Raw genomic sequence first — 24,857 nt, 5'->3', positions numbered from 1 at the left:
GGCGTCGAAGACGGTAGACCGCCTGGCGGGGATCATCCCGGTCGTATCGGTAGTGGCGATCGTGATGATCATTACGATCGTGGTAGCGTTGAATGCGCAGCGGCTGGCTACGGTGGCAGGGATCGCGGCGCTGGCGGTAGTGCTGCATAACTGTCTGGGGCTGAGCCTGGGATACGGAGTATCGCGGAGTCTGGGACGGATGAGCCACCATAAGAGCAAGGCCGTGGCGTTTGAGATCGGGATGGAAAACTCGGGGCTGGCCGTGGCGCTGGCACTGGCGCATCTGGATCCGATGGCGGCGATTCCGGGAGCTATTTTCAGTGTATGGCACAATTTTTCAGGGTCGATACTGGCCGGCTATTGGGCCAGCCGCAGTGACGACGGTGACAGTGAGGAAGCAAAATAAGCAAGGTATAGATGCAGTTATATATATGATAAACAAGGGCGCCTGGATTCAAGCGTCCTTGTTCAATATAAGGAGGGGGTTGTATGGCGTATCCTGATTTGCACCTGCTGGTTGCCTGCCGCAGTTTTTTAAAGGAAGATATTTTTCGGACATTGTTTGATGTGCAGGATGATCCTCGGGATCAAGAGGCGCAGAGCCGATTTGCGGCAGTGTTGCTGCAGCAGGCTGAAGAAAAAGGATTGCAGGGAAATGTCTTTTCAGCCTATCTGGTGTATCTCTTGGGAGAAGGAGATACCATCGCGGCCCGGACAATAGAATCCAAAGGCACCTATGGGGCAGGACTTAAGCAGGTTTTGACACAAGACATGAAAATCCTGCTGCCGTATATAAAAAGCAAAGCATCTGATTTCATGGAAGGGACATTCCTTGATGCGTATACGCCGGCTCGGCCGCTGATGGATGAAAGTAGTGCTTCTTTAGCCAGACGCTTGACGGCTTGTGAAGATGCCGTGGCGGCAGCCGCCGTTCTTTTGGAACAATACAGTCGGTATGGACGAGGTACTTTGGCACGGCATATTGCCTTTCGTATTGCCCATGACGGAAAATTTATCGGTATTGATGATTTTCCCGTCCTTTTTTGGGAAGACCTCATTGGATATGAAACGCAGAAAGAAAAACTTCGGATCAATACCCACAATTTTGTCCAAGGAAAACAGGCCAACAACGTGCTGTTGACCGGGGCCAGAGGTACGGGTAAATCGACAGCGGTAAAAGCGTTGGCCAATATATACCATACCGAAGGACTGCGCCTTATTCAAATCACACGGGATCAACTTGTCCAGCTTTCGGCGGTTATGCAGAAGCTGGGTAATATCAAAAGCAAAAAATTTATTTTATTTTTTGATGATTTGTCTTTTGATGAAGGCGAATCGGGTTATAAGTATTTAAAATCTGCTATTGATGGCAGTGTAATGACCCAACCGGAGAACGTCCTCATTTATGCTACCTCCAACCGGCGTCATTTGCTCAAAGAGACATGGCAGGATCGTAAGGAGGAATTGGAGGAGGTATATCGGCATGATAGCGCCAATGAATCTATTTCCCTTTCTGATCGATTTGGCTTGATACTTCATTACGAGCCGCCGACACAAGAGGAATATTTGGAAATAATTGATCACGAGCTGAAAAAATCAGGTGTCACGTTAGCTAAAAGTGAACTTCGTATCCAGGGAATTCGTTGGGAAATGGAGCATTCCGGCAGGAATGGGCGCATTGCTGCACAATTTGTTAAATGGTATTTGGGGAATGTATGAGCCGTGGCGGCTATCCGATCAGGTTGTTGTTTTGATCCTTGTTGTATCAATAACGGTTCCGTCTGTTTTATAGGCAGTAACGACGAAATCCTTTGGTTCTACGAGAAGTGTAAGATACATGGGCATATCCATTGGATTATAGTATACTTCATCAAAGCGTTTGCGGACGGAAGCATCCCAAGTTTCCGTGCCGCTGCGTCCCGTCGTAATATAAATTGTGCCGGCGGCAGCTGTCCGATTGTTTTTTACAGGCGAAGTACGAGCGTAACAATGTTCATGAGCTGTAAAAACGAGAGGGACATTGTATTTATCGAAAATAGGCATGAAGGTTTTGCCGTTTATATCCAAAGCACCGTGATACGGACTGTCCCAAGGAGGACGGTGCATGAGTACAATAATCCGCTTTTTATTTTGTGTTGCTTTGGCTAAATCACGATCAAGCCATTGTGCTTCGTTTTCCATCATATTTGGGTGATTTTCATGTATTTCTTCATAATCGGTATTGAGGGAAACGTAATGGACATCGCCGTAATCAAACGAATAAGCCAGCCGGTTCTGATCGCGGGGACCGCCGTAGGGCACAGGGAACAAGGCCTTATAGGTGTAGGGTTCTGCAAATTTCCAATGTAAGCTGTACGCTTCATGATTTCCCAAGACCGGGGCAATGGGAATATGCGAAGTCAGAACATTGGCATTTTCATACCAGCTTCTCCATTGATACCAAGCCTGGCCGTTATCTGTAATATCCCCCATCATAATAAAAAATGCAGCATCGGGAGTCTTTTTCCAAGCCGTCTGAGCGGTTTGGCCCCAAATAGAATAATCTACAGACTGAGAATCGCCAAAAACGAGAACTTTATAATGGTTTAACTGCTCCGGCGTTGTCTTGAAAGGAATCCATGCAGTGGCAGTACCATCTGCGCGAATACGATATTCATAGGACGTATCAGGTTTTAATTTTTTTATATAAGCGCCATATGTGTTTGTCGGAGGATTTTGCGAATCATACACGGGCGGCCGTTTAGGCTCTGTAACATAAGCCGATTGGACATCCGTACTTCCCGGCTGCCGATATTGCACGGAGTAATCCTTACGAGCCGTATCATTCTGCCAAGATACGGTGAAAGCGGTCGCTGAATTTTCCGACACAATCTGCACTAAATTATCAATAGGCACCTGGGTATCTGCTGCCCATATGGGAAGTCCCATGCAAGACATGATACCAGTGATACACGCTGTTAGTAATTTTCTCATATATGCTCATTTCTTTTCCTATTGTTTTAGTATAACAACAGTATTGTATCATGAATTCTACAGGAAGCAAGAATAAAACTTCTATTTGTAACAATACGTACGAATGACATAAAAATATCAGCGAATAAAATGAACAATACCTGTCAAAAAAGAAAAAATTCTTGACAAAAACAGCGTAGAAACTATATAATATATGAGTACTCGCCACTTTAGCTCAGCTGGTAGAGCATCTCATTCGTAATGAGAAGGTCGTTGGTTCAAATCCGATAAGTGGCTCCAGTAAATACAAAGCTCCCGATTTTTCGGGAGCTTATTTTTTGTCGTATTGAAAACCATACGCTGTGCGTATGGTTCTAAAAGCTTATAGCTATACGTAGAAAAAGCAAAACCTCCTTTGCTATACTAAGCACAGGTTCGCCAACCGTACTTAGAGCAAAGGAGGAAAATGCTATCCATGGACACTTCAAGTTTAGCACATACAAAATGGAGATGTAAATATCATCTTGTGTTTGCACCCAAGTACCGAAGACAATTGATTTACGGGAAATTAAAAAAAGATATTGGAAAAATTTTACGGGAATTATGTAGCCGGAAAGATGTAGAAATACTGGAAGCTAATGCGTGTAGGGATCATATACATATGTTAGTGAGTATTCCACCTAAGTTGTCCGTATCTGCGTTTGTGGGATATTTGAAAGGGAAAAGCTCTCTGATCATTTTCGAAAGACATGGGCAATTAAAATATCGATACGGAAACAGAAAATTTTGGTGTAAAGGATACTACGTTGATACAGTGGGAAGAAATCAGAAGGTAATAGCACAATATATCCGAGAACAGTTACAGGAAGATATGGTGTGTGACCAAATGACACTGAAAGAACTTGTAGATCCATTCACGGGGAAACCCTATAAATAAGAAGCGCCCCTCGGAGAGGGGCAGCAGGTAAGTGTAGTGCGGTTGGTGGATTTTCCATAGGCCCTTGCGGCCTAGGCAGGTAATAAAGCTTCTAGCCGCAGAGCAAACTACCTGTTATACAGGTAGTTTTGATTGTCTAAGTATATCTTTATATCTAGTAAAAAATAGGAAAGTGAATTTTATTAGATATGGAGAACACCAATAAAATTTATAGTTAAAAATTTTTCTGCATTTTTATTTTTTTGTATTAATGTCAATGTTTTATTTGAAAGTAAAGGTGCCTATGCTATACTACAAATATAGTGCTTTTATCTTTATAATTGGAGAGAAATACGATTACGAATGTCAGTTTATAATCAATTTTTTAAAATACTGATTAACAAAATTAACACTAAATAAAAACTTTAATTTTTAAAAATTTTATTTAATGACAACGTTCTACTAAAGTTTGATATATAACAGAATAGTTTAGAGGAATATGTTAGCATGCGTTTACCGAAAAATGACTTGTATGTTAGATACTATTTTAGAAATACAATTTGTGTTAGCAAATCAATAGTAGGATAATCATAGGAATGTAATGAGGAAAGGTTTGTGACAATAGATGAAAAAAAAAGAATATAGTGCTGGTGCCGTTAAGCTTTCCTTTTGGTTTATGGAGTTTCGCAAGGTCATTTGTTTACTTAATCAGGGAAAGACTTTTGAAGAAATAAAAGTACTAAACCGAAAGCAAAACATTTTCGGAGCATCAACGGTCGATCGTGCAGATACGATTTATAATACAGTGGTTGCACGTATACAGTGTTTATCATCTTCGTTTTATACGGTGTTTTTGCATAGTGATATCGCTACACAAAAGTTGTTCGTACTGACGGCGGTTATGGCTCATGACACTTTGTTTTTTGATTTTGTATATGAGATAATCCGAGAAAAAATGATTATTGGAATCAATGAATATGCAGACAGCGATATTCGTATCTTCTTTAAGAATAAACAAGTGCAGAGCAAAAAAGTAGCCTGTTGGACGGACGCAACATTGGCCCGATTGGGACGATGCTATAAAACGATGTTATTTGAAGCGGGTATGACGGATAAAGGAAAGACGGTCCGCGTTATTTATAAACCGATTTTAGATGCTCCGTTTAGGCAATGGCTTACGGGGAATGGTATGGAGTTAGTAATGAATGCGTTAGCGGGGGTGAGATAATGGCTGATTTGGAAAAACGATTAGAGCAATTGGAATCCATTATCAAAAAGCCAACGTTTCGCATGAATAAGGGTAAGGCGAATGAAGTCAACTATTGGGTGTTTGATTATTCACCGAAAGATGAATTGGAAGTGCGAAAATGGCTTGTATATTTGAAAAATAAAAATGCCAGGGGATTTGATGGTTTTGAACTGGTTATATTTGATTTATATGATCTTATTATGGATTACTTGGAAAATCGGCACTTTATTGACAAATGTGAAGCTTTTGAAACAAAAAAAGGATTTGCTTATGTAACAGCTGCTATACAGCATACGCTGAAAATGACAGATAAAGAAAATTTGCTTGTAAATTATATTTCAACACATATACCTAATAAAGCGGTCGTTTTTCTTACCGGGATCGGAAAATGCTATCCGTTATTAGAGGCTCCAGAAGTTTTTAATAAAATATTATATAATATGCCGCAACAATATGCAGCGGTACCGATGGTTCTTTTTTACCCTGGTACTTATACAGAACAGGAATTGATCGTATTTAATGAATGGAAAGAAGATAATTATTATCGGGCATTTCGGATAGTACGCTGAAGGAGGCGCTGTCATGCAGATCAAAGATATATTTGCAAAACCCATTGATCGTGATATTCAAGGGGTTATTATTGTCGGACAGGACGAAAATGCAAATGCAAAACAGGAACTGGAAGAATATGTGGTAACAAAAGAGCTGCAGAAACACTTTGCCGATTTCTTTTCTGCATACAAAAAGGGCATTATTGCTACTACTCCAAAAATGGGTGTATGGATTTCAGGGTTCTTTGGCAGTGGGAAATCTCACTTTTTGAAAATATTGTCATATGTGTTAGAAAATCGTAAGGTAGCAGGTAAATTTGCAATTGATTATTTTAAGGAAGATAAAAAAATAATTGATCCCATAGTTCTTGCTGATATGCAACTGGCAGCAGATACTTCTACGGATGTGGTGCTTTTTAATATTGATTCTAAAAGTGATTCCAATGGGAAACAAGATAAAGATGCGATTGTTCATGTGTTTCTGAAAGTATTTAATGAAATGCAAGGGTTTTGTGGTGCCATGCCCTTTTTGGCTGACTTGGAACGACGTATGACAGAAGAAAATAGATTTGTGGAATTCAAACAGAAATTTGTCGCCGAATACGGTGAAATATGGGAAGATTCCCGTCAGGATTTCGACTTTATTCAAGATACAATTGTTCATATTCTTGTTGATATGAATTTTATGAGCGAAGACGCAGCTCGTAACTGGTGTGAAAAAGCAACACAGCCATACCAAATCAGTATTGAAGAGTTTGCCAAACGGGTAAAACAATATATTGAAAAGAAAGGAAATAACCATCACGTGGTTTTCCTTGTGGATGAAGTCGGCCAGTATATCGGGGATGATTCCAAACTAATGCTCAATATGCAGACCGTTACGGAAGAATTAGGAAAAGAATGTAATGGCAAAGCCTGGGTCATTGTTACCAGTCAGCAGGATATTGACACTATTACCAAGGTTAAAGGTGATGATTTTTCCAAGATTCAGGGACGGTTTGATACCCGTCTTTCTTTGTCGTCTGCGAATGCTGATGCCGTTATCAAAAAAAGAATCTTGGAAAAGAATGATACAGCAGCACAAACGTTGCGATTGCGATACGGGCAGGAAAATACAATTATTAAAAACCTCATCGTATTCAATGATCCAGTAGAAAAAAAGCTGTATGCCGATGAAGATGATTTTTCTGTGGTTTATCCGTTTGTACCGTATCAATTTAATCTGCTTGCCGGCGTACTGAATTCTGTTCGTATTCATGGTGCATCGGGCAAACACTTATCTGAAGGAGAGCGTTCCATGCTGGCCATGTTTAAAGAGTCTGCTGTGGAATATAAGGAACAAGCGATCGGAACCATTATTCCATTTTATGCTTTTTATGATGCCATGGAAAATTTTTTGGATCATAGTCATCGCGGAGTTATACAAAAAGCATATGATAATGGGCAGGTAAATCCGGGAAAAAAAGAGAAGGATGTTTTTACTGTCAATGTATTGAAGACATTATTCATGATTAAATATTGCAATGATATCTGCCATGCGAATCTTGATAATATTACCAGTCTGATGATTTCTAATATAGAGGAAGACCGTATTGCATTACGAGCAAAGGTTGAAGAAGCATTAAAAGTACTGATGCGTCAAATGTACATACAAAAAAATGGGGATATCTATATTTTTCTGACTAATGAGGAACAGGAAATCAACCGTGAGATTGATAACCAGAATGTAGAAATGGCTGATGTTATCAATAAGGTATCAGAAATGATTTTTGAAGATATTTTTACTGATAAAAAATATCGATATCCTGTATTTAATGGCCGATATGCGTTTTCATTCAATCAAAAGATTGATGAGTATTCATATAAATCTAATCAAAATTATGACATAGGCGTCCATGTTTTGACGCCTGCTTCTGAGTACAGTACGGATGATGCTATGCTGCGGATGTTGTCCGGCCAGCAAAAAGAAGTATTGGTAGTTTTGCCGGACAACCGCATATTTATGGATGAAATCCAAAGGTGTTTAAAAATTGCACGGTATCTGCGAAGTAATGCTTCTTCATCATTATCTACATATGAAAATATCAAGGAAGCTAAAAATTCGGAAATGCGGGAACGAGGAAGTAATGCGAAAGCATCTTTGACAGAAGCATTAGAAAATGCAGCTATTTATATAAACGGTGATAGAGCGCAGATTAATTCCAAGGAAATAACCGGTCGGATAAACGACGCATTAGAAAAATTGGTTACAGCTGTGTATCATAAACTTTCCTATATTGATACTCCGATGGATGAAAGTAAGATTCACCATATGATGCGTTCCTCGGATCATGCAATGACATTGGAATTAGACAGTAGCAAGGAAGCGAATGAATTAGCATTGAATGATGTGTTGCAGTTTATAAGCGGCAATACAAACAATCATTGCAGAACGTCCATGAAAACGATTAAAGACCGGTTTATGAAAGCACCTTATGGATTTGTGGAAGATGATGTGGATTGGCTTATTGCGCGCTTGTTTAAACGGGGAGATATAGCGTTTACGATGAATGGGGCCAGTGTTACATTAATCAATAAATCCGCGGATGAAATTGTTAATCTGATTACTAAAAAAACATTTGTTGAAAAATTGTTAATGGAACGCAGAATTAAGGTATTGGAAAAAGATAAAAAAACAGTTCGGGATATCATGAAAGAATTATTTCACTATTCTAACGGATCCGGTAATGAAGATGATATAATGAACTGTTTCATCAAATATAGCCAAAAGTTGCTGCAAAATGTAAAGGAGATAAATATTCGGTATGAAGGTAATGCATATCCCGGGCAGAAAGTAATACGACAAGGCATCCAGCTTTTGAACGACGTCGAGCAGACACAGTCTACACAGGAGTTTTTCCGGTTTGTCGTCGCAAAACAGGACGATCTTCATGATTTTGCAGAAGATTTTGAACCCGTGCAATCCTTTTTTGAAGGAGAACAAAAAAGATATTCGATCTTGCATTACGACAGATGCATATCTATGAAGACAGTAAGGTATATATTGTGGATCAACCACTTGAGAATGTTGTAGGTGATATTCAACAGATTCTTCGTATGGAAAATCCGTATCGGGAAATCCCGAAACTACCAGAATTGTTGGAACAATTCGGTACGATTTATATGAAAATCCTAGATAAAAAACAGGCACCTGTTTTGACTACAATTACGGATGATTCCAATCGTGTTTTTGATGTACTGCGTACGAAAACATATAAAGATCAAAAGAATGAATCATATCGAAAACAATTTACGGATCTAAGGGATAAAGCAGAACATTGTAACAATGTTTCAACGTTGCGAAGCTATGCAGACCAATCCGATGCATTAAAAATACGGTTGTTAGATGAAATGAGAGATATAGATAAAAAAACTGCCGAAAAGAAAAAAGTTGCAGAACAACAGGAAAAAAATGGGAAAACAACACCTGATGTAGCAGAAGCACTAGCAGTGCCATATTCGGTGAAGAAGATAAAAAACGTGTCAATCAAGACGGTGACATGCACCTCTTCATGGCGACTGACATCTGCGGAAGATGTGGATACCTGTATTGAAGACCTAAAAAAACGATTGCTGGAAGAATTGGATACGGATACGATTATTAATATTGAATTTTAAGTGAGGAGCACAGCAGATATGGACAAGGCGGCTATTAAAAAGTTTGCGGTATGGGCACGCAATAAATTAATTAAAGATATTAGCTATAAAGCTGGACTTATGGGTATTACGGAAGATGGTATCGCGGAAAAATTGCCGCAGTCTGCCACAGATGCAGAATTTTATGATATCGGTCTCAAACAGCCTCATGTGATCAGTGGGGAAGCAATACAGCAACGTAACTGTTTAGCGGATCTCATTCAACAGACAATGGCCGGCTCGGACTATCAGGTTGCTTATTACAGCGTAATAGAAGAAGTAGCCTATACATGGTTCAATCGGTTGATTGCTGTCCGGTTCATGGAAGTCAATGATTATCTGCCATCTCATATCCGCGTCCTTTCTTCTGATAACGCAGCGAAATTGGAACCGGATATTGTTACTACACCATTCGATGCAGGGTTATCATTCACACAGACAGAACAAGAAAAGATTCTTTGTTTGAAAAATGATAACAAAGTCGATGCGTTATTCCGTTTGCTTTTTATTAAGCAGTGCAATGCTCTTCATTCATTACTGCCGAACCTATTTGAAAAAACAGAAGATTATTCTGAATTATTGCTAAATGTATCCGTTACAGATCCAGATGGTGTTGTATATCACTTGGTGCATGATATTAATGAAGATGATTTCAATGTTGCAAAGGGCGGACAGGTAGAGATTATCGGCTGGTTGTACCAGTATTATAATGACGAACGAAAAAACGAAGTTATTAATATATATAAAGGAACTGTGAAAAAGGAAGATATTCCTGCTGCAACACAACTTTTTACGACTGATTGGGTTGTTCGGTATATCGTGGATAATTCTTTGGGACGTTACTGGATTGAAAGACATCCTAATAGCCATCTCAAAGACAAATTACAATATCTTGTTATTCCTAAAGATCAATCTATTTGTTATATTGATGACAAAATTATTCCTGAAAATTTATTAATTTTAGATCCTTGCATGGGATCTGGCCATTTTTTGATTTATACATTTGAAGTGCTTATAAAAATCTATGAAGAATGTGGCTATTCTGCTAAAGATGCTGCTAAAGTTATTTTGGAACATAATTTATATGGACTTGATATAGACGATCGTGCGTTTCAATTGGCCTACTTTGCTGTGATGATGAAAGCAAGACAATATAATCGCCGTATCCTGAATGAAAATGTGGTATGTCATGTTTATTCTATTCAAGAAAGTAATGTTATTAATCGTAATCAATGGGAATTCTTTGGCACGAGATTAAATGACTCAGAGCGAAATGTTGCAATAGAACAGATGAACAAATTACTAGACATATTTATTGATGCTAAAGAATACGGATCTCTTTTAAGCATAGAAGACGACTATAATTGGAACTTACTACGTAAATTCGCTGTGGTTGACAATGAAAAAGACCAAATGCAGCTGGATTTTATGGGCTTAAAGCCAATGCAAGAACAATTACAAAAGATCATAGATATTGGACAGGCTATGGCACAAAAATATGAGATAGTAGTAACTAATCCTCCGTATTTGAATAAAATGGATGTAAAATTAAAAGATTTTGTCAATGATCAATATAAGAAGTATTCTGGTGATTTATTTAGTGCATTTATCTATCGTAATTTAAACTTTTGTAAATATAATGGTTATTCAGGGTTTATGACACCTTTTGTATGGATGTTTATTAAAACTTATGAAAAATTGCGTGAATTTATTATTCAAAATAAATCTATTACAACGTTAGTACAAATGGAATATTCAGCATTTGAAGAAGCAACAGTTCCTATTTGTACGTTCGTACTAAAAAACGGGAAAAGCAATGATAAGGGACTCTATATTAAACTTTCCAATTTTAAAGGTGGTATGGACGTACAACGAGAAAAAGTACTAGAAGCTATTACCAATAAAAATTGTAATTATTTTTTTGAAAGCTTACAAAGCAATTTTTCCAAAATTCCAGGTTCACCGATTGCGTATTGGGTGAGTAAAAATGTACTTTCAGCATATGATTATGGGAAACAGTTGGGAAAGCTAGCTTTTCCTAAAACAGGAATGACAACAGGCGATAATAATCGGTTTTTACGGTTATGGCCAGAGATAAAATTTATAAAAATTAGTTTAAATTCAAAAGACATGAATGATTCAGTACTTTCTAAAAAAAAATGGTTTCCTTATTGTAAAGGGGGGGGATTTAAGAGGTGGTATGGATACAACGAATATCTTGTGAATTGGGAAAATAATGGATTTGAAATAAAAAGCAATATAAAATCTAATGGTATAAAAGTTGCTAGTGTACGTAGTGAAGCATTGTATTTTAAACAATTAATTACATGGTCTGCGGTAACATCAGGAAAATTTTCGTGTCGCTTGTGTTTAGGTGGGGCATTATTTGATTCTGGGGGATCAAGTATTATAGTTAATGCTAATCAATTATATTTGTTAGCATTACTTAATAGTGTTGTTGGTCAATATTATTTGAATATAACTAATGCTACTATAAATTATCAACCAGGTGATATTGCGGGAATTCCAATTTTATTCCAAAACGAACATGAAATTGAAGAGTTAACTAAGCAATGCATAAAACTAGCTAAACAAGATTGGAACTCATTTGAAACCTCATGGGATTTTTTAGTTCATCCTTTAGTAAAATATCGTGATTATAGTGTTAATATTGAAAATAGAGAAGTCATATCTCGCGAATGTTTGGGACTAGTAAATAGTTTTAAAACATGGCAAACCATATGTAATAATCAATTTGATACACTCAAAACTAACGAAGAAGAACTGAACCGTATTTTTATCGAAATCTATGGTTTGCAGGATGCACTTACACCGGATGTTGCTGATAAGGATGTGACAGTTGCTCGTATTTATGATACGAAAGAAGATATTTCGGAATTCATGAAAGGTAATAGATATATTCTGACTAAACAAGATGTGATTAAATCTCTCATTTCCTATGCTGTGGGCTGTATGTTTGGTCGTTATTCTTTGGATAAAGAGGGCCTTGTTTTTGCAGGCGGCAATTTTGATCAAACATATTGGAAGTATAAAGGACAAGCGGCATTGAATGAAAATGGAGAACCGATTGCCGGTGGATATGCAAATATTAGTATGGCACGGTACCATTATCCTGCATTCAGAGATAGTGATAATTGGAGAACAGCCACAAAGCTTACTTTTGAACCGGATGTAGATAATATTATCCCCATTACTGATGAGGCATATTTTGAGGATGATATTGTCGGTTTGTTTTGCACGTGGTTAAAAAAGGTATATGGGGAAGATACATTGGAAGAGAATCTGAGTTTCATTGCGCAGGCCTTGGGATATAGAGGTAACACAAATCGCGAAGTGATACGGAATTATTTCTTGAAGGATTTTTTCAATGACCATTGTAAAACCTATAAAAAACGTCCGATTTACTGGTTATTTGATAGCGGCAAAAACAATGGATTTAAAGCATTGATCTATATGCACCGGTATGACGAAAATACAATTGGGAATGTACGTATCGATTACCTGCACCGTATAGAACAAATATATGAAGGCGAAATAAAACGGATGCAAGATACTATAGATAACAGTACCGATGCTCATGAATTTACAGCGACTGAAAAACAAAAAGAGAAATTGCAAAAACAACAAAATGAATGCAAAGAATACGATGAAAAAATAGCCCATCTTGCACTTGCTCGTATATCCATTGACTTAGATGACGGTGTCAAAGTTAATTACGAAAAAGTACAGACAGGTAAAGATGGGAAACAGTATCAGATATTGGCGAAAATCTGAGATAATAGAATTTATTAACAATATAGTTGCGCGTATTTACGTTTTGATTGATAGCGATGTTTTAGGAGAATACTGTGAAATTAGATAAATTAAAACAAACTATTCAGGAATATTTTCAAGAAGATACAGTTACTATAGTGGGATCAGGGCTTTCGTCAGCAGAAGGATTGCCTGGTATGAAAGCATTATCTGCAAAGTTAATGGAGGACATGCCACAACATCTTAGTCAAGAAACTGACCTTAGCCAATGGAGTGAAATTCGAAAGGAATTAAGGAGCGGAAAAGGATTAGAAAAGGTATTACACCATTTTAATCCCAGCCTTTTAGTTGAACAGAGCATTCAAGCTATTACAGCACAATATATACGTGATGAAGAAACTAAAATTATAACACAAGTGATTACTAATGGTCGTGTTTTACGTTTTTCTGAGTATCTTGATCATTTTACAATTCGAAGTGCTGGACTTACCGTCATTACTACAAATTATGATAGATTGATTGAATATGCTTGTGAATATCGTCAAATAGAAGTTGATACTCTTTTTAGAGGTACGTTTTATGCTCATTTTAGCCCAGAAACAAGTCAATATGCTTTTTGTAATGGACTTGCTAAAGTAAGAAGAAAACAACGAGTAATAAATTATTGTCCTAAGGTTACTGTATTAAAACCGCATGGTTCCTTAAATTGGTATATGATTCATGAAAGGCCTTATCTTATACCGGGATACGAATCAGATGATTGTCTTATTATTACTCCTGGAATTAATAAATATAAAGAAGGGTATAATATTCCTTTTGATACTCACAGGGGTAAAGCCAATCATAGCATTGATTTAGCTCCACGATATATAATTATTGGATATGGATTTAATGATGATCACTTGGAAACTCATTTGGTACAACAATTAAAGGATGGAAAACCAGCTTTGATTATAACTCATTCAGTATCTTCAAAAACGATTCAACTTATAGCTGAGTGTAAAAATATAATTGCTATTTGTGCGGATGGAGCTAAAAATTCTAGAGTTATCACATGGGAAGAAAACGAACTCATTAAAGGTGTTAATATGTGGGATTTAAGAGAAATGTTACGGGAGGTATTCTGATGGAAAACGTTTTGAACTTTGATGACAATGATTTTTTGGGGAATGTTATTCAAGTAGATACTGAAAAGATAATAATTGAATTAAGAAATGTAGAAATAATGAACAAAATTTGTGTTGGCAATATTATTGCAATTGAGACGGAAAAACAATATCAAAAATTAATTGCATTAATTGATAGAGTAACTAGAAAATATGTGGATAATACTGAAGAGGAAGGCATAGCAGATGAGGTTATAGATGCTTCTGCAGATTATCTTAAGGTAAATGTTATAGGTACATATCATTCTGTTTTGGGTGATAAGCATAATATATTTAAAAGAGGAGTTGACAATTTCCCTAAAATCGATAGTAAATGTTTTTGTATTACAGGAAATAATTTGCAAAATTTCATGAATATATTAAGTAAAGACATTACAACTGATAAAAAAATGAAGATTGGTAAATTTTTGATAGATTCTAATGCTGAAGCTGTTTTAGATGGAAATAAATTTTTTCAGCGGCATGCAGCAATTCTTGGGAGTACCGGATCAGGAAAAAGTTGGTGTGTTGCTAATATTTTAGAAAAAGCGAGTGCCTTACAGTATCCCAATATAATTGTATTTGATATGCATGGTGAATACAGAAGCCTTGCTACAGGTGAAAATAAGATTGCTCGTCGATTTCGTATTGCCGGTCCTGGGGATTTAGATAAAAATGAGCCTGAAATTCTATTTCTACCATATTGGTTGTTGAATAGAGAAGAACTTTTATCTATGGTTCTTGATCGCAGTGATAATAATGCACCTAATCAGGCATCTAGATTTACATTACATATTAGGGAATTAAAAGAAAAAACACTACACAACGAGAATAAAGAAGATATTATCAAGACATTCACAGTTGACTCACCCATTCCATTTAGCATGACAGATCTATTAGATTTATTAAACACAGATGACACGCAAAAAGGTGTTGGATCTAATGGAAAACCTGTGAAAGGTGAATGGGAAGGTAAGTTGACACGATTTATTTCTCGTTTACAGACTAAAGTTGATGACAAAACGTATGGTTTCATGTTTCAACCTAATAATTTGGTACAAGAATATGATTGGCTTGGACAAACGATGTGTCTGCTGTTGGGGTATGCTAATGACTTTAAAGGAATTACTATTATTGATTTTTCTGAAGTTCCATCTGATGTATTGCCGGTAGTGACTGGAACTTTGGCGAGGTTACTCTATAACGTTCAATTTTGGATGGAAACTGAAAAAAGGACTCCATTTACACTTATTTGTGATGAAGCTCATTTATATCTACCTACACGCGATGATGCGGATTCTGTACAAAAACAAGCGTTGCATAATTTCGAAAGAATTGCTAAAGAAGGACGTAAATATGGTATATCTTTATTGGTGGTTAGCCAACGTCCATCTGATGTAAGTAAAACTATTTTAAGTCAATGTAACAATTTTATAGTATTACGACTTACCAATGATACTGATAAAGGGGTTATTAAAAACCTCCTTCCCGATTCACTAAAAGGAACAATTGATATTCTTCCTTTGCTTGATATCGGAGAGGCATTAGCTGTTGGAGATGCAATATTACTACCAAGCAAAATATTATTAGATAAACCACAACCAGAACATGAACCTATTAGTGCTACGAAAGACTTTTGGGATGAATGGGATTCTAAGCAACCTGATAACGATTCGATAAAAGAAGCTATTGAAGCTCTTCGACGTCAAAGTAAAAGTAGTCTTTAAAAATAAAGAATCTCAGCTTTTTATATTAAGGTGTAAAATCCATTATAAATTTGGTATTAAAATGGATTTATAGAGCAAGTGGAGGACTATATTTTTTTGAAGGAGATTGCTATGGTATTGGAAAATTTGCTTTCCGGAGAGTCTAAAAATATTGAATATAAACAAGAAATCGCCAACAATAGCAAGAGTTACATGAAGACTGTTGTGGCATTTGCAAATGGTGAAGGCGGAAAAATTCTATTTGGCGTAGAAGATGAATCTATGCGGATCATTGGTGTAGATAAGGATAGTATTTTTCAGGCTATGGATGCCATTACCAATGCAATTTCTGATAGTTGTTTTCCTATGATAATTCCGGACATAACAGTACAGGAAGTTGATAACAAGGCGGTCATTGTTGTGGAGATTACGGCCGGTATGCAGCGACCGTATTATATAAAATCCCTTGGTATGAAAGACGGTACCTTTATCAGAACAGGAGGGACGACACGGCTTGCGGATCCATATATTTTAAAGGAGCTTATTTTGGAAGGTGAAAATCGGTTTTTTGATCGATTGTCAATCACCAATATGCATGTCTCCGAATCGGATATTGGTCGATTATGCGAAAAACTCAGAGAAATAGCATGTGCGAATTCATCCTCTGATGAGGAAAAAGCGGCCGTTAAAACAGTCACCCTAAATACACTGTTATCTTGGGGCGTATTGATTGAACAGAATGGAGAACTTTTTCCGACCAATGCGTATGCACTCTTGACGAACCAGCAGAATCTTCCGCCTGCAATTCAATGCGCTGTATTTAAGGATGATACGCGGACTGTGTTCATTGATCGCAGAGAAATCGGTGGCACCATACAGGAGCAGGTGGAGGCTGTGTATCAGTATATACTGGGAAAAATCAATTTGGGCGTCCGATTCAAGGGCATATATCGACAAGATGTTTATGAATTACCACCTAATAGCATTCGTGAGTTGGTAGCCAATGCTATTGTACATCGCAGTTATATTGAGCCGGGACATATACAGGTAGCTCTTTACGATAACCGGTTAGAAATCACATCGCCGGGAATGTTGCTGCGCGGAGTTACTATCGAGAAAATGAAGGCAGGATATTCAAAGATTCGAAATCGAGCTATAGCTAGTGCTTTTGCGTATATGAAATTCATTGAACAGTGGGGCAGTGGTATTCCTCGTATTATGAAGGAATGCCGGGAATACGGATTGCAGGATCCGGAACTCATTGATTTTGATGGTGATTTTCGCATTAATCTGTATCGGAATGTTCCTAATCATAGTCATACCGTTGTTGGCACCATTGGCACCAATCATGGCACCATTGGCACCAATCATGACACCATTTTACATGTTAAAGAGAATATGAGTTCGGATGAACAACAGGTACTGCATGTGATAATGGCTGATTCCAAAGTAACACAGCGTGTTATACAGCAACAAACTCATATGTCGCTTCGATCCATCAAACGAATCATGAGTGAATTGCAACGAAAGGGAATCATCCTGCGAAAGGGGAATAATCGTTCGGGTGAATGGATCGTGAAGGAGTAGACTATGGTAGAGCTAAATTTAAAACAGATTACGGACCGGCTCAATACAGAGTTTACGGGGGATACACGAAAACTCGTATTTTGGTATGATGATAAAGCGGAGTTTGCAGAAGATGTAGATCGTCTGCCATTGGAAAATGCTCAATTATTGAAGCTGGAACCGAACAATCAATTTCAAATAAAATATTTTTTGGAACGACAGGATACCACAACCAATTATCTGGTATATGCGCCTTTTCCAAAACCGAACATTCGGGACAATCATTTAGAAGATACGATGTTGTATTCTACACGGTTCCATGCAGATCGTGTTTCTTTGATTTGTGCGGATCTACGAATCTCAAACCAATACAAACCTGTTATTGAACAGCATATTAAATTTTTTAATAATAAGGAACGAACACATCGCTTTTATAATTTAAAAATTGAAAATTTCAATGAAGAAACCATTTGTATTGGTCTTATGAGTGCATTATGCCGGACAGAAATTTGTTCATTTGATGAAGTGCTGCGTACTCTTTTAGCCGAGGATGATTTACATAATAGTAAATTGTTAGCGGAATTTGATATATATCAATTGACAGCCTGTTTTTGGAAATGTTGTGAGAAGCAATTTGGCTATACCAATCCCAAACCAACGTTGGAGAGATTCATTATTGCCTTGTTTGTGACATATGCAAGCCAACATATTCATGCAGACATACCCAAAAACTGGCATTCGTTTGTGTTATATAAAGCTGGAAATGTCATTTCTTTTTTGGACGACCTGATGAATAATTATCTATATCATGATGCCTATGATACATTATCTGATTATGTGGCAGGCAGCATAAATTTTCAGACTGTGTTGAAGCAATATGAACCAGAAGTATTTTTGGATTGTGATTCTTTTAAGCAGATCGATGATGAGATTCTGCAATGGTTGACAGAACATTTACTGGCAGAAGATACAGGAGCAGCCCTTGACAATCATACTATCCCTGAAATTTGTGATATGCGGCGGAAGATGCATTTCGGAAAGTCAGTGGCTGTAGCATATGAGTTACTGGATTGTGCCTATTCTCTGATCATCGCATCTCATTATACGTGTCCGGACCGGTTTGAAGACATTATTCACCAATATCAGAATACGGATTATCTGATTGATACGAAGTATCGCCATTTTTATTATTGCTATGACCAATTAGACAATACGGAATCATTTGAAAAATTACGGGATTTGGTTGAACATATTTACACGAATGAGTATTTGGAAAAACAACTGCCGGTATGGAATACTGGAATATTAGAACCCGATGCTTTATCGATATTGCCATTGCAGCGGAATTTCTTTAGCCGATATGTTAGCAGCAACAAAGATCGTACCGTTGTGATTATTTCGGATGCAATGCGGTATGAAGTTGGGTATGAATTATTCAAAACGATGCAGGATGATCCTAAATGTACCGCTAACCTAACTGTTATGATGAGTACGTTACCTTCGTATACCCGCTTGGGTATGGCGGCATTGCTGCCGCATACCGTATTAGAATTAACAGATGATGGAAAAGAAGTGGCAGATGGGGTGTATTGCCATGATCTGACAACACGGCAAACAGTATTGCAGTCTACTGTGCCGCATAGCTGTTGTGTGCAGTTTGATACTATCAAAAATATGAAAAAGATGGCACTGCGTGAAGTGTTTACCGGCAAGCAGGTCGTGTATGTCTATCATGATCAGATTGACGTTCGGGGAGAACATGCGGAAGATGAAATCTTTGTAGCATGTAAAGAAGCCATAGAAGAAATAAAGGCATTGATTCACAAAGTTGCAACCAATGCCAATACCTTACATTTTATTGTTACGTCTGATCACGGGTTTATTTATAAACGGGATAAAGTGCCAGAAAGTGGTAAAATTGACGGTATGACAGATAAGGGAAGTATAGTAAAAAGACGGTATATCGTATCCAAACAACCGATTTTATGCGATGGAATTTGTCATTTGGAATTAGGGCATCTGCTGGGAAATACTGATGATAAAGTGGTATCGTTTCCCTGCAGTACAAGCGTTTTTAAGATATCGGGAAGCGGTGGACAAAACTATGTTCATGGTGGATCTTCTCCGCAGGAAATGCTGATACCTGTGATTGATATTAAAATGGAAAAAGGACATATGGAAACCAGAACAGTACAGATCAGACTGATTAGTTTGATTCAGAAAATTACCAATCTAATTACTACACTGGAATTTATTCAATCGGATCCGATCAGTGATGTCGTAAAACAAACGAGTTTTCGGCTTTATTTTATATCGGAAGAGAATGAAAAAATTTCTAATGAAAATATGTATATAGCTGATAAACGGGATGAAAATACAAGGGATCGTATTTTTCGAATACGGTTTACGTTCAAAAATAAAAAGTATGATCCGAATATCAGGTACTATTTGGTTGCATATGATGAAAATAACGGGATGGAAGTATTGCGGCATGCTGTTGTCATGGATGTAGCGTTTTCTGATGACTTCGGATTTGAATTATAATGAGATGGGAAGTGAACTTGATGACGGATGAAGCTAAAGACGAGTTAGGACAAGTGCATCAAAAGTTACGAGATCATTTTGCAGGGAAAATTGTTCGTAAGGATTTGACGAAAAAAATAAAAGAAGGGGCTAATGTTCCTGTCTATGTACTGGAATATTTATTGGGAATGTATTGCTCTTCTCAAGATGAAGGTGAAATTGAAGAAGGCGTGGAGAATGTTAAGAAGATTCTTGCTGATAATTTTGTTCGCCCGGATGAAGCGCAAAAAAACTTGTCGGTATTGCGGCAGCATGGCAGTTACACCGTTATCGATAAAATCACGGTCCGTCTGAATATCAAAAAAGACAATTACGAAGCTGAATTTTCAAATTTAGGTTTAAAAGCAGTACCTATTGAAGAAGAATACCCAACTAAATATGACCGCTTGCTTTGTGGGGGAATTTGGTGTATTGTTCAATTAAGTTATGAATACGTAGAAGAAGACAAAAATAATGGCATCCCCATTCGTGTCCGTAAACTCAATCCGATCCAAATGCCTCATGTAGACATTGATGAATTGAAGACAGGCAGAAAAGCATTTACGAAGGAAGAGTGGATCGATTTGATGCTACGTTCTATTGGGATGGAACCTTCTGCATTGGAATATCGGGTCAAGTGGTTGTTATTAGCACGGATGCTGCCATTGGTGGAAAACAATTTTAACCTTTGCGAATTAGGACCGAGAAGTACGGGAAAGTCACATCTATACAAAGAAATTTCTCCGAATTCTATTCTGGTATCCGGTGGTCAGACAACAGTCGCCAATTTGTTTTATAATATGGGACGAAAAACGATTGGATTAGTTGGATTATGGGATTGCGTGACATTTGATGAAGTAGCCGGTATCCATTTCAAAGATAATGACGGCATCCAAATTATGAAAGATTATATGGCATCTGGATCTTTTGCTCGTGGAAAAGAAGAGAAGGCAGCGTCGGCATCTATGGTATTTGTTGGTAATATCAATCAGAGTGTAGATGTTTTGTTGAAAACATCCAGTTTATTTGATCCGTTTCCACCGGAAATGGGTACGGACACAGCTTTTTTAGATCGCATCCATTGCTATATTCCGGGATGGGAAATCCCAAAGTTTAGGCCTGAACATTTTACGGATGATTTTGGTTTTATTACGGATTATTTGTCGGAATTTATGCGTGAGTTGCGCAAAGAACAATATGGAGATGCGTTAGATAAGTATTATCACCTAGGAAAGAATCTGAATCAGCGGGATACTATTGCAGTACGGAAAATGGTAGGCGGCTTTATTAAATTGGTATATCCTGATGGGGTGTATGCTAAGGATGATTTGGAAGAAATCTTGATACTTTCCTTGGAAATGAGACGACGTGTCAAAGAACAATTGAAAAAATTAGGCGGTATGGAATTCTACGATGTGAATTTTTCTTATATTGATAATGAAACCTTTGAAGAACGCTATGTTTCCGTTCCGGAACAAGGCGGTGGCAAACTGATTCCAGAAGGCATATGCAATCCCGGACAAGTATATACCGTTTCTCATGGTAAATCCGGTATGATCGGGGTGTTTCGCTTGGAATCGCAGATGCTGCCCGGCAGTGGTAAATTTGAACGGACTGGGTTAGGGTCAGACCGGGAAGCAAAAGAAGCATCGAATACAGCATTTAATTTTCTGAAAGCAAACGGTAATTGTATTAGTGGATCTATCAGTACAACGACGAAAGATTATATTGTGAATTATCAGGACTTACAAGGAATTGGTATTACAAAAAAGTTGGCATTACCGACACTAATTACTATTTGTTCCATAGCATTAAATAAACCGGTTATCAGCAGCTTAGCGGTATTGGGGGAAATCAGTATTAGTGGTACGATGATAAAAGTGGACGAGTTGGCAAGTTCTTTGCAGGTATGTTTGGACAGCGGTGCAAAGAAAGTACTGCTGCCAATTACGTCAGCTGGGGATTTGGGGGCCGTTCCGGCTGAATTGGTTGGTTGTTTTAATCTGATTTTTTACAACAGTGCGGAAAATGCTGTGTTTAAAGCACTGGGAGTAGAATAAGCCAATGCATATTGGGTGAGAAAGTTCGTAAAAAACGACTATATATGATAAGTTGCTATTATAGAATAATGAATTCTGCGATACGATATTCTTGGGTTACAGAAGGAAGTGATCTGTATGCAAGCAAGATGGAAGGTATTGAAAGGATTATTGTTTATTGTAGTATTGATATGTGTCTTTTTGCCAAAGAAGGTAGGACATATAGAGAGCAATATTATTGGTTGTTTTTTATTTTTCGTAATATGTTTTATTTACTATTTTTTCTTTTGGGGCATCAAACATGTAAAGGATCTTCCGCATAGAGGTGCAAGAAGTGGCGATTTACGGGCAATCGGCCAAATACGCCGCATGAAACACAGAAAATGGCATTAAATATGTAACTATTGATCATTGGTATCTAGTTTAGGACGATTTTTAAACGTAATGGAATGATTTAAAATTATTTAAAATTTTAAGCATTGCGAAATAACAACTTGTTATCTTAAATATTACTATAATTTGAGAAAGAAAGTGATTACATGATATTTTGGAAAATAAATCGAAAAGTACTATATATTATTGGTTGTGTGGGACTTATTATTCTTTGTGCAATATTATTCTATTTTTTATATTGGGTAAAGACACCAGCCTATTCTTTAGGTATTATTAAAACTGCCATAGAAAAGCATGATTTGCCAACATTTGAACAACATGTTGATTTGAAATCACTGTACAGTCGTGGCGTTGATGATTTGATGAAACGAGAATTAGGTGATAGTGGTGATGAAGATAATACATTAGTTGCAGGTTTAGTATCAGCAGTTAAAGACAAAGCAATTAATACGATGATTATGCAGACAGAAAAGTATGTAGAAACAGGCGATTTTGAAAAAGCGAAACAGAATAGTAAGGATACAGAAAATCTAGCAAAAAATTTGAGCGATCGGGTTAACACTCCTAACCTAGAATATAAAGGTGTTAAAGATACACAGAAAGATGGTAAAATTGCAATTGTAACTATTACACTATATAATAAACAACTTAATAAAAATTTTGATTTTCAATTGAAGATGCGTGAACTTGGTAATGGTGAATGGCAAGTTGTGGAAGTAGCTAATCTTGTTGATTTCATGGATGCCGAGGAAAAAGCAATGCAAGATAAATTAACTGAGTTAAATCAACCAGTAGAAAATGATATGAAAAAAATATTTGCTGTAACTAATACTGTGCAAGCAAAATTAGTTAATGAAAATTCTTTTTTCCCAACATATTATATCCACTATCAGATTGATTTTACACTGCCGGATCAAGATAAACAGGTTAGCAAAGTAGATGGTACGATATTGGTGAAGAATAAAGAGCAAAAAGTCATTGTTCAATATCCTGTTCATATAGAAGGACTGGAGAAAAATTATACCGATTCGACATATAGGACTGATAAGATATTCCAATATTTTGGAAAAAGTACCCAATCTTTGAATCCGTTTATTAAAAAAGAAAAACAAATAGCAAAAGATGGAATAGATAACTACATACTTGATTTTGAAGTACAAAAGCTTACATTGACTGATGGTAGCACAATGGAATTATTAAATAAGCTGCCAGAAGATAAATGAATGATATTATAGTAAATTAAGATTATAACAGGAGTGGATAATAAAAATCAGCTATTATGGCGAGGAATTTAAAAAGGATATCTTATATATTCGGATACCAAGGAGTCAAGTGCACAAAAATATTGCAGTAGATTATGGGGCCTTTAAAAATGGGGTACCATTTGAAGTTGATGGATATGGGTTTACGTTTATGATATTTCTTGACACATACATGTTGTGAACTTTGCTGATATTGGTCATACTATTATTATTTATTGTTAATGGTATAATATATGCTCCTTATTTGCGCCTTATTGTTTGATGATTTTTATAAATTGGGGTAATAATTTGCTGATGGATATTTTTATTAATATGCTGGTTATGCCGATTTCCTTCCTTTGAAAATATGCTAAATTATATTCAACGGCGTTCGTAATGAGAGGGTCGTTGGTTCAAATCCGATAAGTGGCTCCAGTAAAATAGCGTAAGCGGTTAATAACAGAGTGTATAGAAAAAAAGCAATGACCGAGATATACTCAAGTCACTGCCTTATTTGCAGAGTTGTTGAACTTCGTTGTTCCAAGGAAGATAATCTTCAAGGAATTCAGGATGTTGTTCGAACTGTACGCCAGGTAATTCGCTAAAAACGAATTTCAAGTATTTATAGGGATTGAGGCCGTTGACCTTGGCTGTTTCAACAATGCTATAAACAATTGCGCTTGCAGCTGCACCTCTGGGACTTCCACTGAACAACCAATTCCGGCGTCCTACAGTGAATGGACGTATGCTGTTTTCGATGAGATTATTGGAGATAGCGCAATTTCCGTCTAAAAGATAGTTCATCAACTCTTTTTTATGATTAAGGGCATAGTTTACAGCTTCGGCTGACTTTGATTTTGGCAGAAGGGTGTCTCTTGCAGATTCTACCCACGCCCAAAAGACATCTAAAACAGGTTTTTCCTGTTTCAGACGCGCTATCTTTCGCTTTTCGCCGCGGAGATCCGTAAGAGTTCTTTCGATCTCGAATAGCTTGTTGCAGTAGGTAATGCCTTGGCTAGCAAAGGTGGCGGACGGACTTTTCGTGTCCTTCGGGAGAGCCTCTACAAAATATCTTCGCAGATGTGCCC

General features: G+C 37.2%; 16 protein-coding genes and 1 tRNA gene. 15 read left to right on the top strand and 2 right to left on the bottom strand.

Annotated features, from left to right (window positions below; genetic code table 11):
- Positions 1-406, top strand: a 406-nt coding sequence (locus BLR11_RS14165) for a bile acid:sodium symporter family protein (RefSeq protein ID WP_425433759.1), incomplete at its 5' end; no start/stop codon positions are given.
- A gap of 83 nt (positions 407-489) precedes the next feature.
- Positions 490-1,719, top strand: a complete 1,230-nt coding sequence (locus BLR11_RS11815) for an ATP-binding protein (RefSeq protein WP_091652348.1) — start codon at positions 490-492, stop codon at positions 1,717-1,719.
- Positions 1,720-1,737: 18 nt separating this feature from the next.
- On the opposite strand, the gene BLR11_RS11810 is transcribed toward BLR11_RS11815, so the two are convergent.
- Positions 1,738-2,973 carry a purple acid phosphatase family protein gene (locus BLR11_RS11810; protein WP_245675157.1) on the bottom strand — a complete coding sequence of 412 codons (1,236 nt, stop codon included), beginning with the start codon at positions 2,971-2,973 and terminating at the stop codon, positions 1,738-1,740.
- A gap of 203 nt (positions 2,974-3,176) precedes the next feature.
- On the opposite strand from BLR11_RS11810, the gene BLR11_RS11805 reads away from it, so the two are divergent.
- From BLR11_RS11805 to BLR11_RS11745, 13 genes are all read left to right on the top strand, one after another.
- Positions 3,177-3,252 (top strand) — tRNA-Thr (locus tag BLR11_RS11805).
- 175 nt (positions 3,253-3,427) lie between these two features.
- A complete protein-coding gene (tnpA, locus tag BLR11_RS11800) occupies positions 3,428-3,889 on the top strand; it encodes an IS200/IS605 family transposase (protein ID WP_200809882.1) in 462 nt (153 codons plus the stop codon).
- 604 nt (positions 3,890-4,493) lie between these two features.
- Positions 4,494-5,096 (top strand): DUF1819 family protein, encoded by a 603-nt coding sequence (locus tag BLR11_RS11795; RefSeq protein WP_091652344.1) that lies wholly within the window; start codon positions 4,494-4,496, stop codon positions 5,094-5,096.
- Entirely contained in the window at positions 5,096-5,686 is a 591-nt protein-coding gene (locus BLR11_RS11790; protein WP_091652341.1) for a DUF1788 domain-containing protein, read from the top strand. Before BLR11_RS11795 ends, BLR11_RS11790 begins: the two co-directional genes overlap by 1 nt.
- A 13-nt stretch (positions 5,687-5,699) precedes the next feature.
- Entirely contained in the window at positions 5,700-8,741 is a 3,042-nt protein-coding gene (brxC, locus tag BLR11_RS11785; RefSeq protein WP_245675156.1) for a BREX system P-loop protein BrxC, read from the top strand.
- Entirely contained in the window at positions 8,714-9,325 is a 612-nt protein-coding gene (locus tag BLR11_RS14510; RefSeq protein ID WP_245675155.1) for a hypothetical protein, read from the top strand. Before brxC ends, BLR11_RS14510 begins: the two co-directional genes overlap by 28 nt.
- 18 nt (positions 9,326-9,343) lie before the next feature.
- Complete coding sequence (gene pglX, locus BLR11_RS11780; RefSeq protein WP_091652339.1) at positions 9,344-13,138, top strand: BREX-1 system adenine-specific DNA-methyltransferase PglX; 3,795 nt, start codon at positions 9,344-9,346, stop codon at positions 13,136-13,138.
- A 74-nt stretch (positions 13,139-13,212) separates the two neighbouring features.
- Complete coding sequence (locus BLR11_RS11775; RefSeq protein WP_091652336.1) at positions 13,213-14,244, top strand: SIR2 family protein; 1,032 nt, start codon at positions 13,213-13,215, stop codon at positions 14,242-14,244.
- A complete protein-coding gene (locus BLR11_RS11770) occupies positions 14,244-15,989 on the top strand; it encodes an ATP-binding protein (RefSeq protein ID WP_091652333.1) in 1,746 nt (581 codons plus the stop codon). The genes BLR11_RS11775 and BLR11_RS11770 overlap by 1 nt, the downstream gene beginning before the upstream one ends.
- A 111-nt stretch (positions 15,990-16,100) precedes the next feature.
- Entirely contained in the window at positions 16,101-17,555 is a 1,455-nt protein-coding gene (locus BLR11_RS11765) for an ATP-binding protein (RefSeq protein ID WP_091652331.1), read from the top strand.
- A gap of 3 nt (positions 17,556-17,558) precedes the next feature.
- Positions 17,559-20,078 carry a BREX-1 system phosphatase PglZ type A gene (gene pglZ, locus BLR11_RS11760; protein ID WP_091652328.1) on the top strand — a complete coding sequence of 840 codons (2,520 nt, stop codon included), beginning with the start codon at positions 17,559-17,561 and terminating at the stop codon, positions 20,076-20,078.
- A 20-nt stretch (positions 20,079-20,098) separates the two neighbouring features.
- Positions 20,099-22,156 carry a protease Lon-related BREX system protein BrxL gene (gene brxL, locus BLR11_RS11755; RefSeq protein WP_091652326.1) on the top strand — a complete coding sequence of 686 codons (2,058 nt, stop codon included), beginning with the start codon at positions 20,099-20,101 and terminating at the stop codon, positions 22,154-22,156.
- Between the two features lie 518 nt (positions 22,157-22,674).
- Complete coding sequence (locus BLR11_RS11745; RefSeq protein ID WP_091652320.1) at positions 22,675-23,751, top strand: hypothetical protein; 1,077 nt, start codon at positions 22,675-22,677, stop codon at positions 23,749-23,751.
- Positions 23,752-24,279: 528 nt separating this feature from the next.
- On the opposite strand, the gene BLR11_RS11740 is transcribed toward BLR11_RS11745, so the two are convergent.
- Positions 24,280-24,857 (bottom strand): IS66 family transposase (locus BLR11_RS11740; RefSeq protein WP_143006436.1); only part of this gene is annotated, 578 nt, incomplete at its 5' end.

It is taken from the genome of Megasphaera paucivorans, assembly GCF_900103535.1.
Classification (GTDB): Bacteria; Bacillota; Negativicutes; order Veillonellales; family Megasphaeraceae; genus Megasphaera_A; species Megasphaera_A paucivorans.
Note: the sequence above shows the minus strand (reverse complement) of the source record. Positions and strands in the feature narration are given on the sequence as shown.

Coding starts and splice junctions, on each gene's coding strand:
- BLR11_RS11815 (WP_091652348.1), top strand. CDS start 490: ATGGCGTATCCTGATTTGCACCTGCTGGTTGCCTGCCGCAGTTTTTTA.
- tnpA (WP_200809882.1), top strand. CDS start 3,428: ATGGACACTTCAAGTTTAGCACATACAAAATGGAGATGTAAATATCAT.
- BLR11_RS11810 (WP_245675157.1), bottom strand. CDS start 2,973: ATGAGAAAATTACTAACAGCGTGTATCACTGGTATCATGTCTTGCATG.
- BLR11_RS11770 (WP_091652333.1), top strand. CDS start 14,244: ATGGAAAACGTTTTGAACTTTGATGACAATGATTTTTTGGGGAATGTT.
- brxC (WP_245675156.1), top strand. CDS start 5,700: ATGCAGATCAAAGATATATTTGCAAAACCCATTGATCGTGATATTCAA.
- BLR11_RS11795 (WP_091652344.1), top strand. CDS start 4,494: ATGAAAAAAAAAGAATATAGTGCTGGTGCCGTTAAGCTTTCCTTTTGG.
- brxL (WP_091652326.1), top strand. CDS start 20,099: ATGACGGATGAAGCTAAAGACGAGTTAGGACAAGTGCATCAAAAGTTA.
- BLR11_RS11745 (WP_091652320.1), top strand. CDS start 22,675: ATGATATTTTGGAAAATAAATCGAAAAGTACTATATATTATTGGTTGT.
- BLR11_RS11790 (WP_091652341.1), top strand. CDS start 5,096: ATGGCTGATTTGGAAAAACGATTAGAGCAATTGGAATCCATTATCAAA.
- pglX (WP_091652339.1), top strand. CDS start 9,344: ATGGACAAGGCGGCTATTAAAAAGTTTGCGGTATGGGCACGCAATAAA.
- BLR11_RS11765 (WP_091652331.1), top strand. CDS start 16,101: ATGGTATTGGAAAATTTGCTTTCCGGAGAGTCTAAAAATATTGAATAT.
- pglZ (WP_091652328.1), top strand. CDS start 17,559: ATGGTAGAGCTAAATTTAAAACAGATTACGGACCGGCTCAATACAGAG.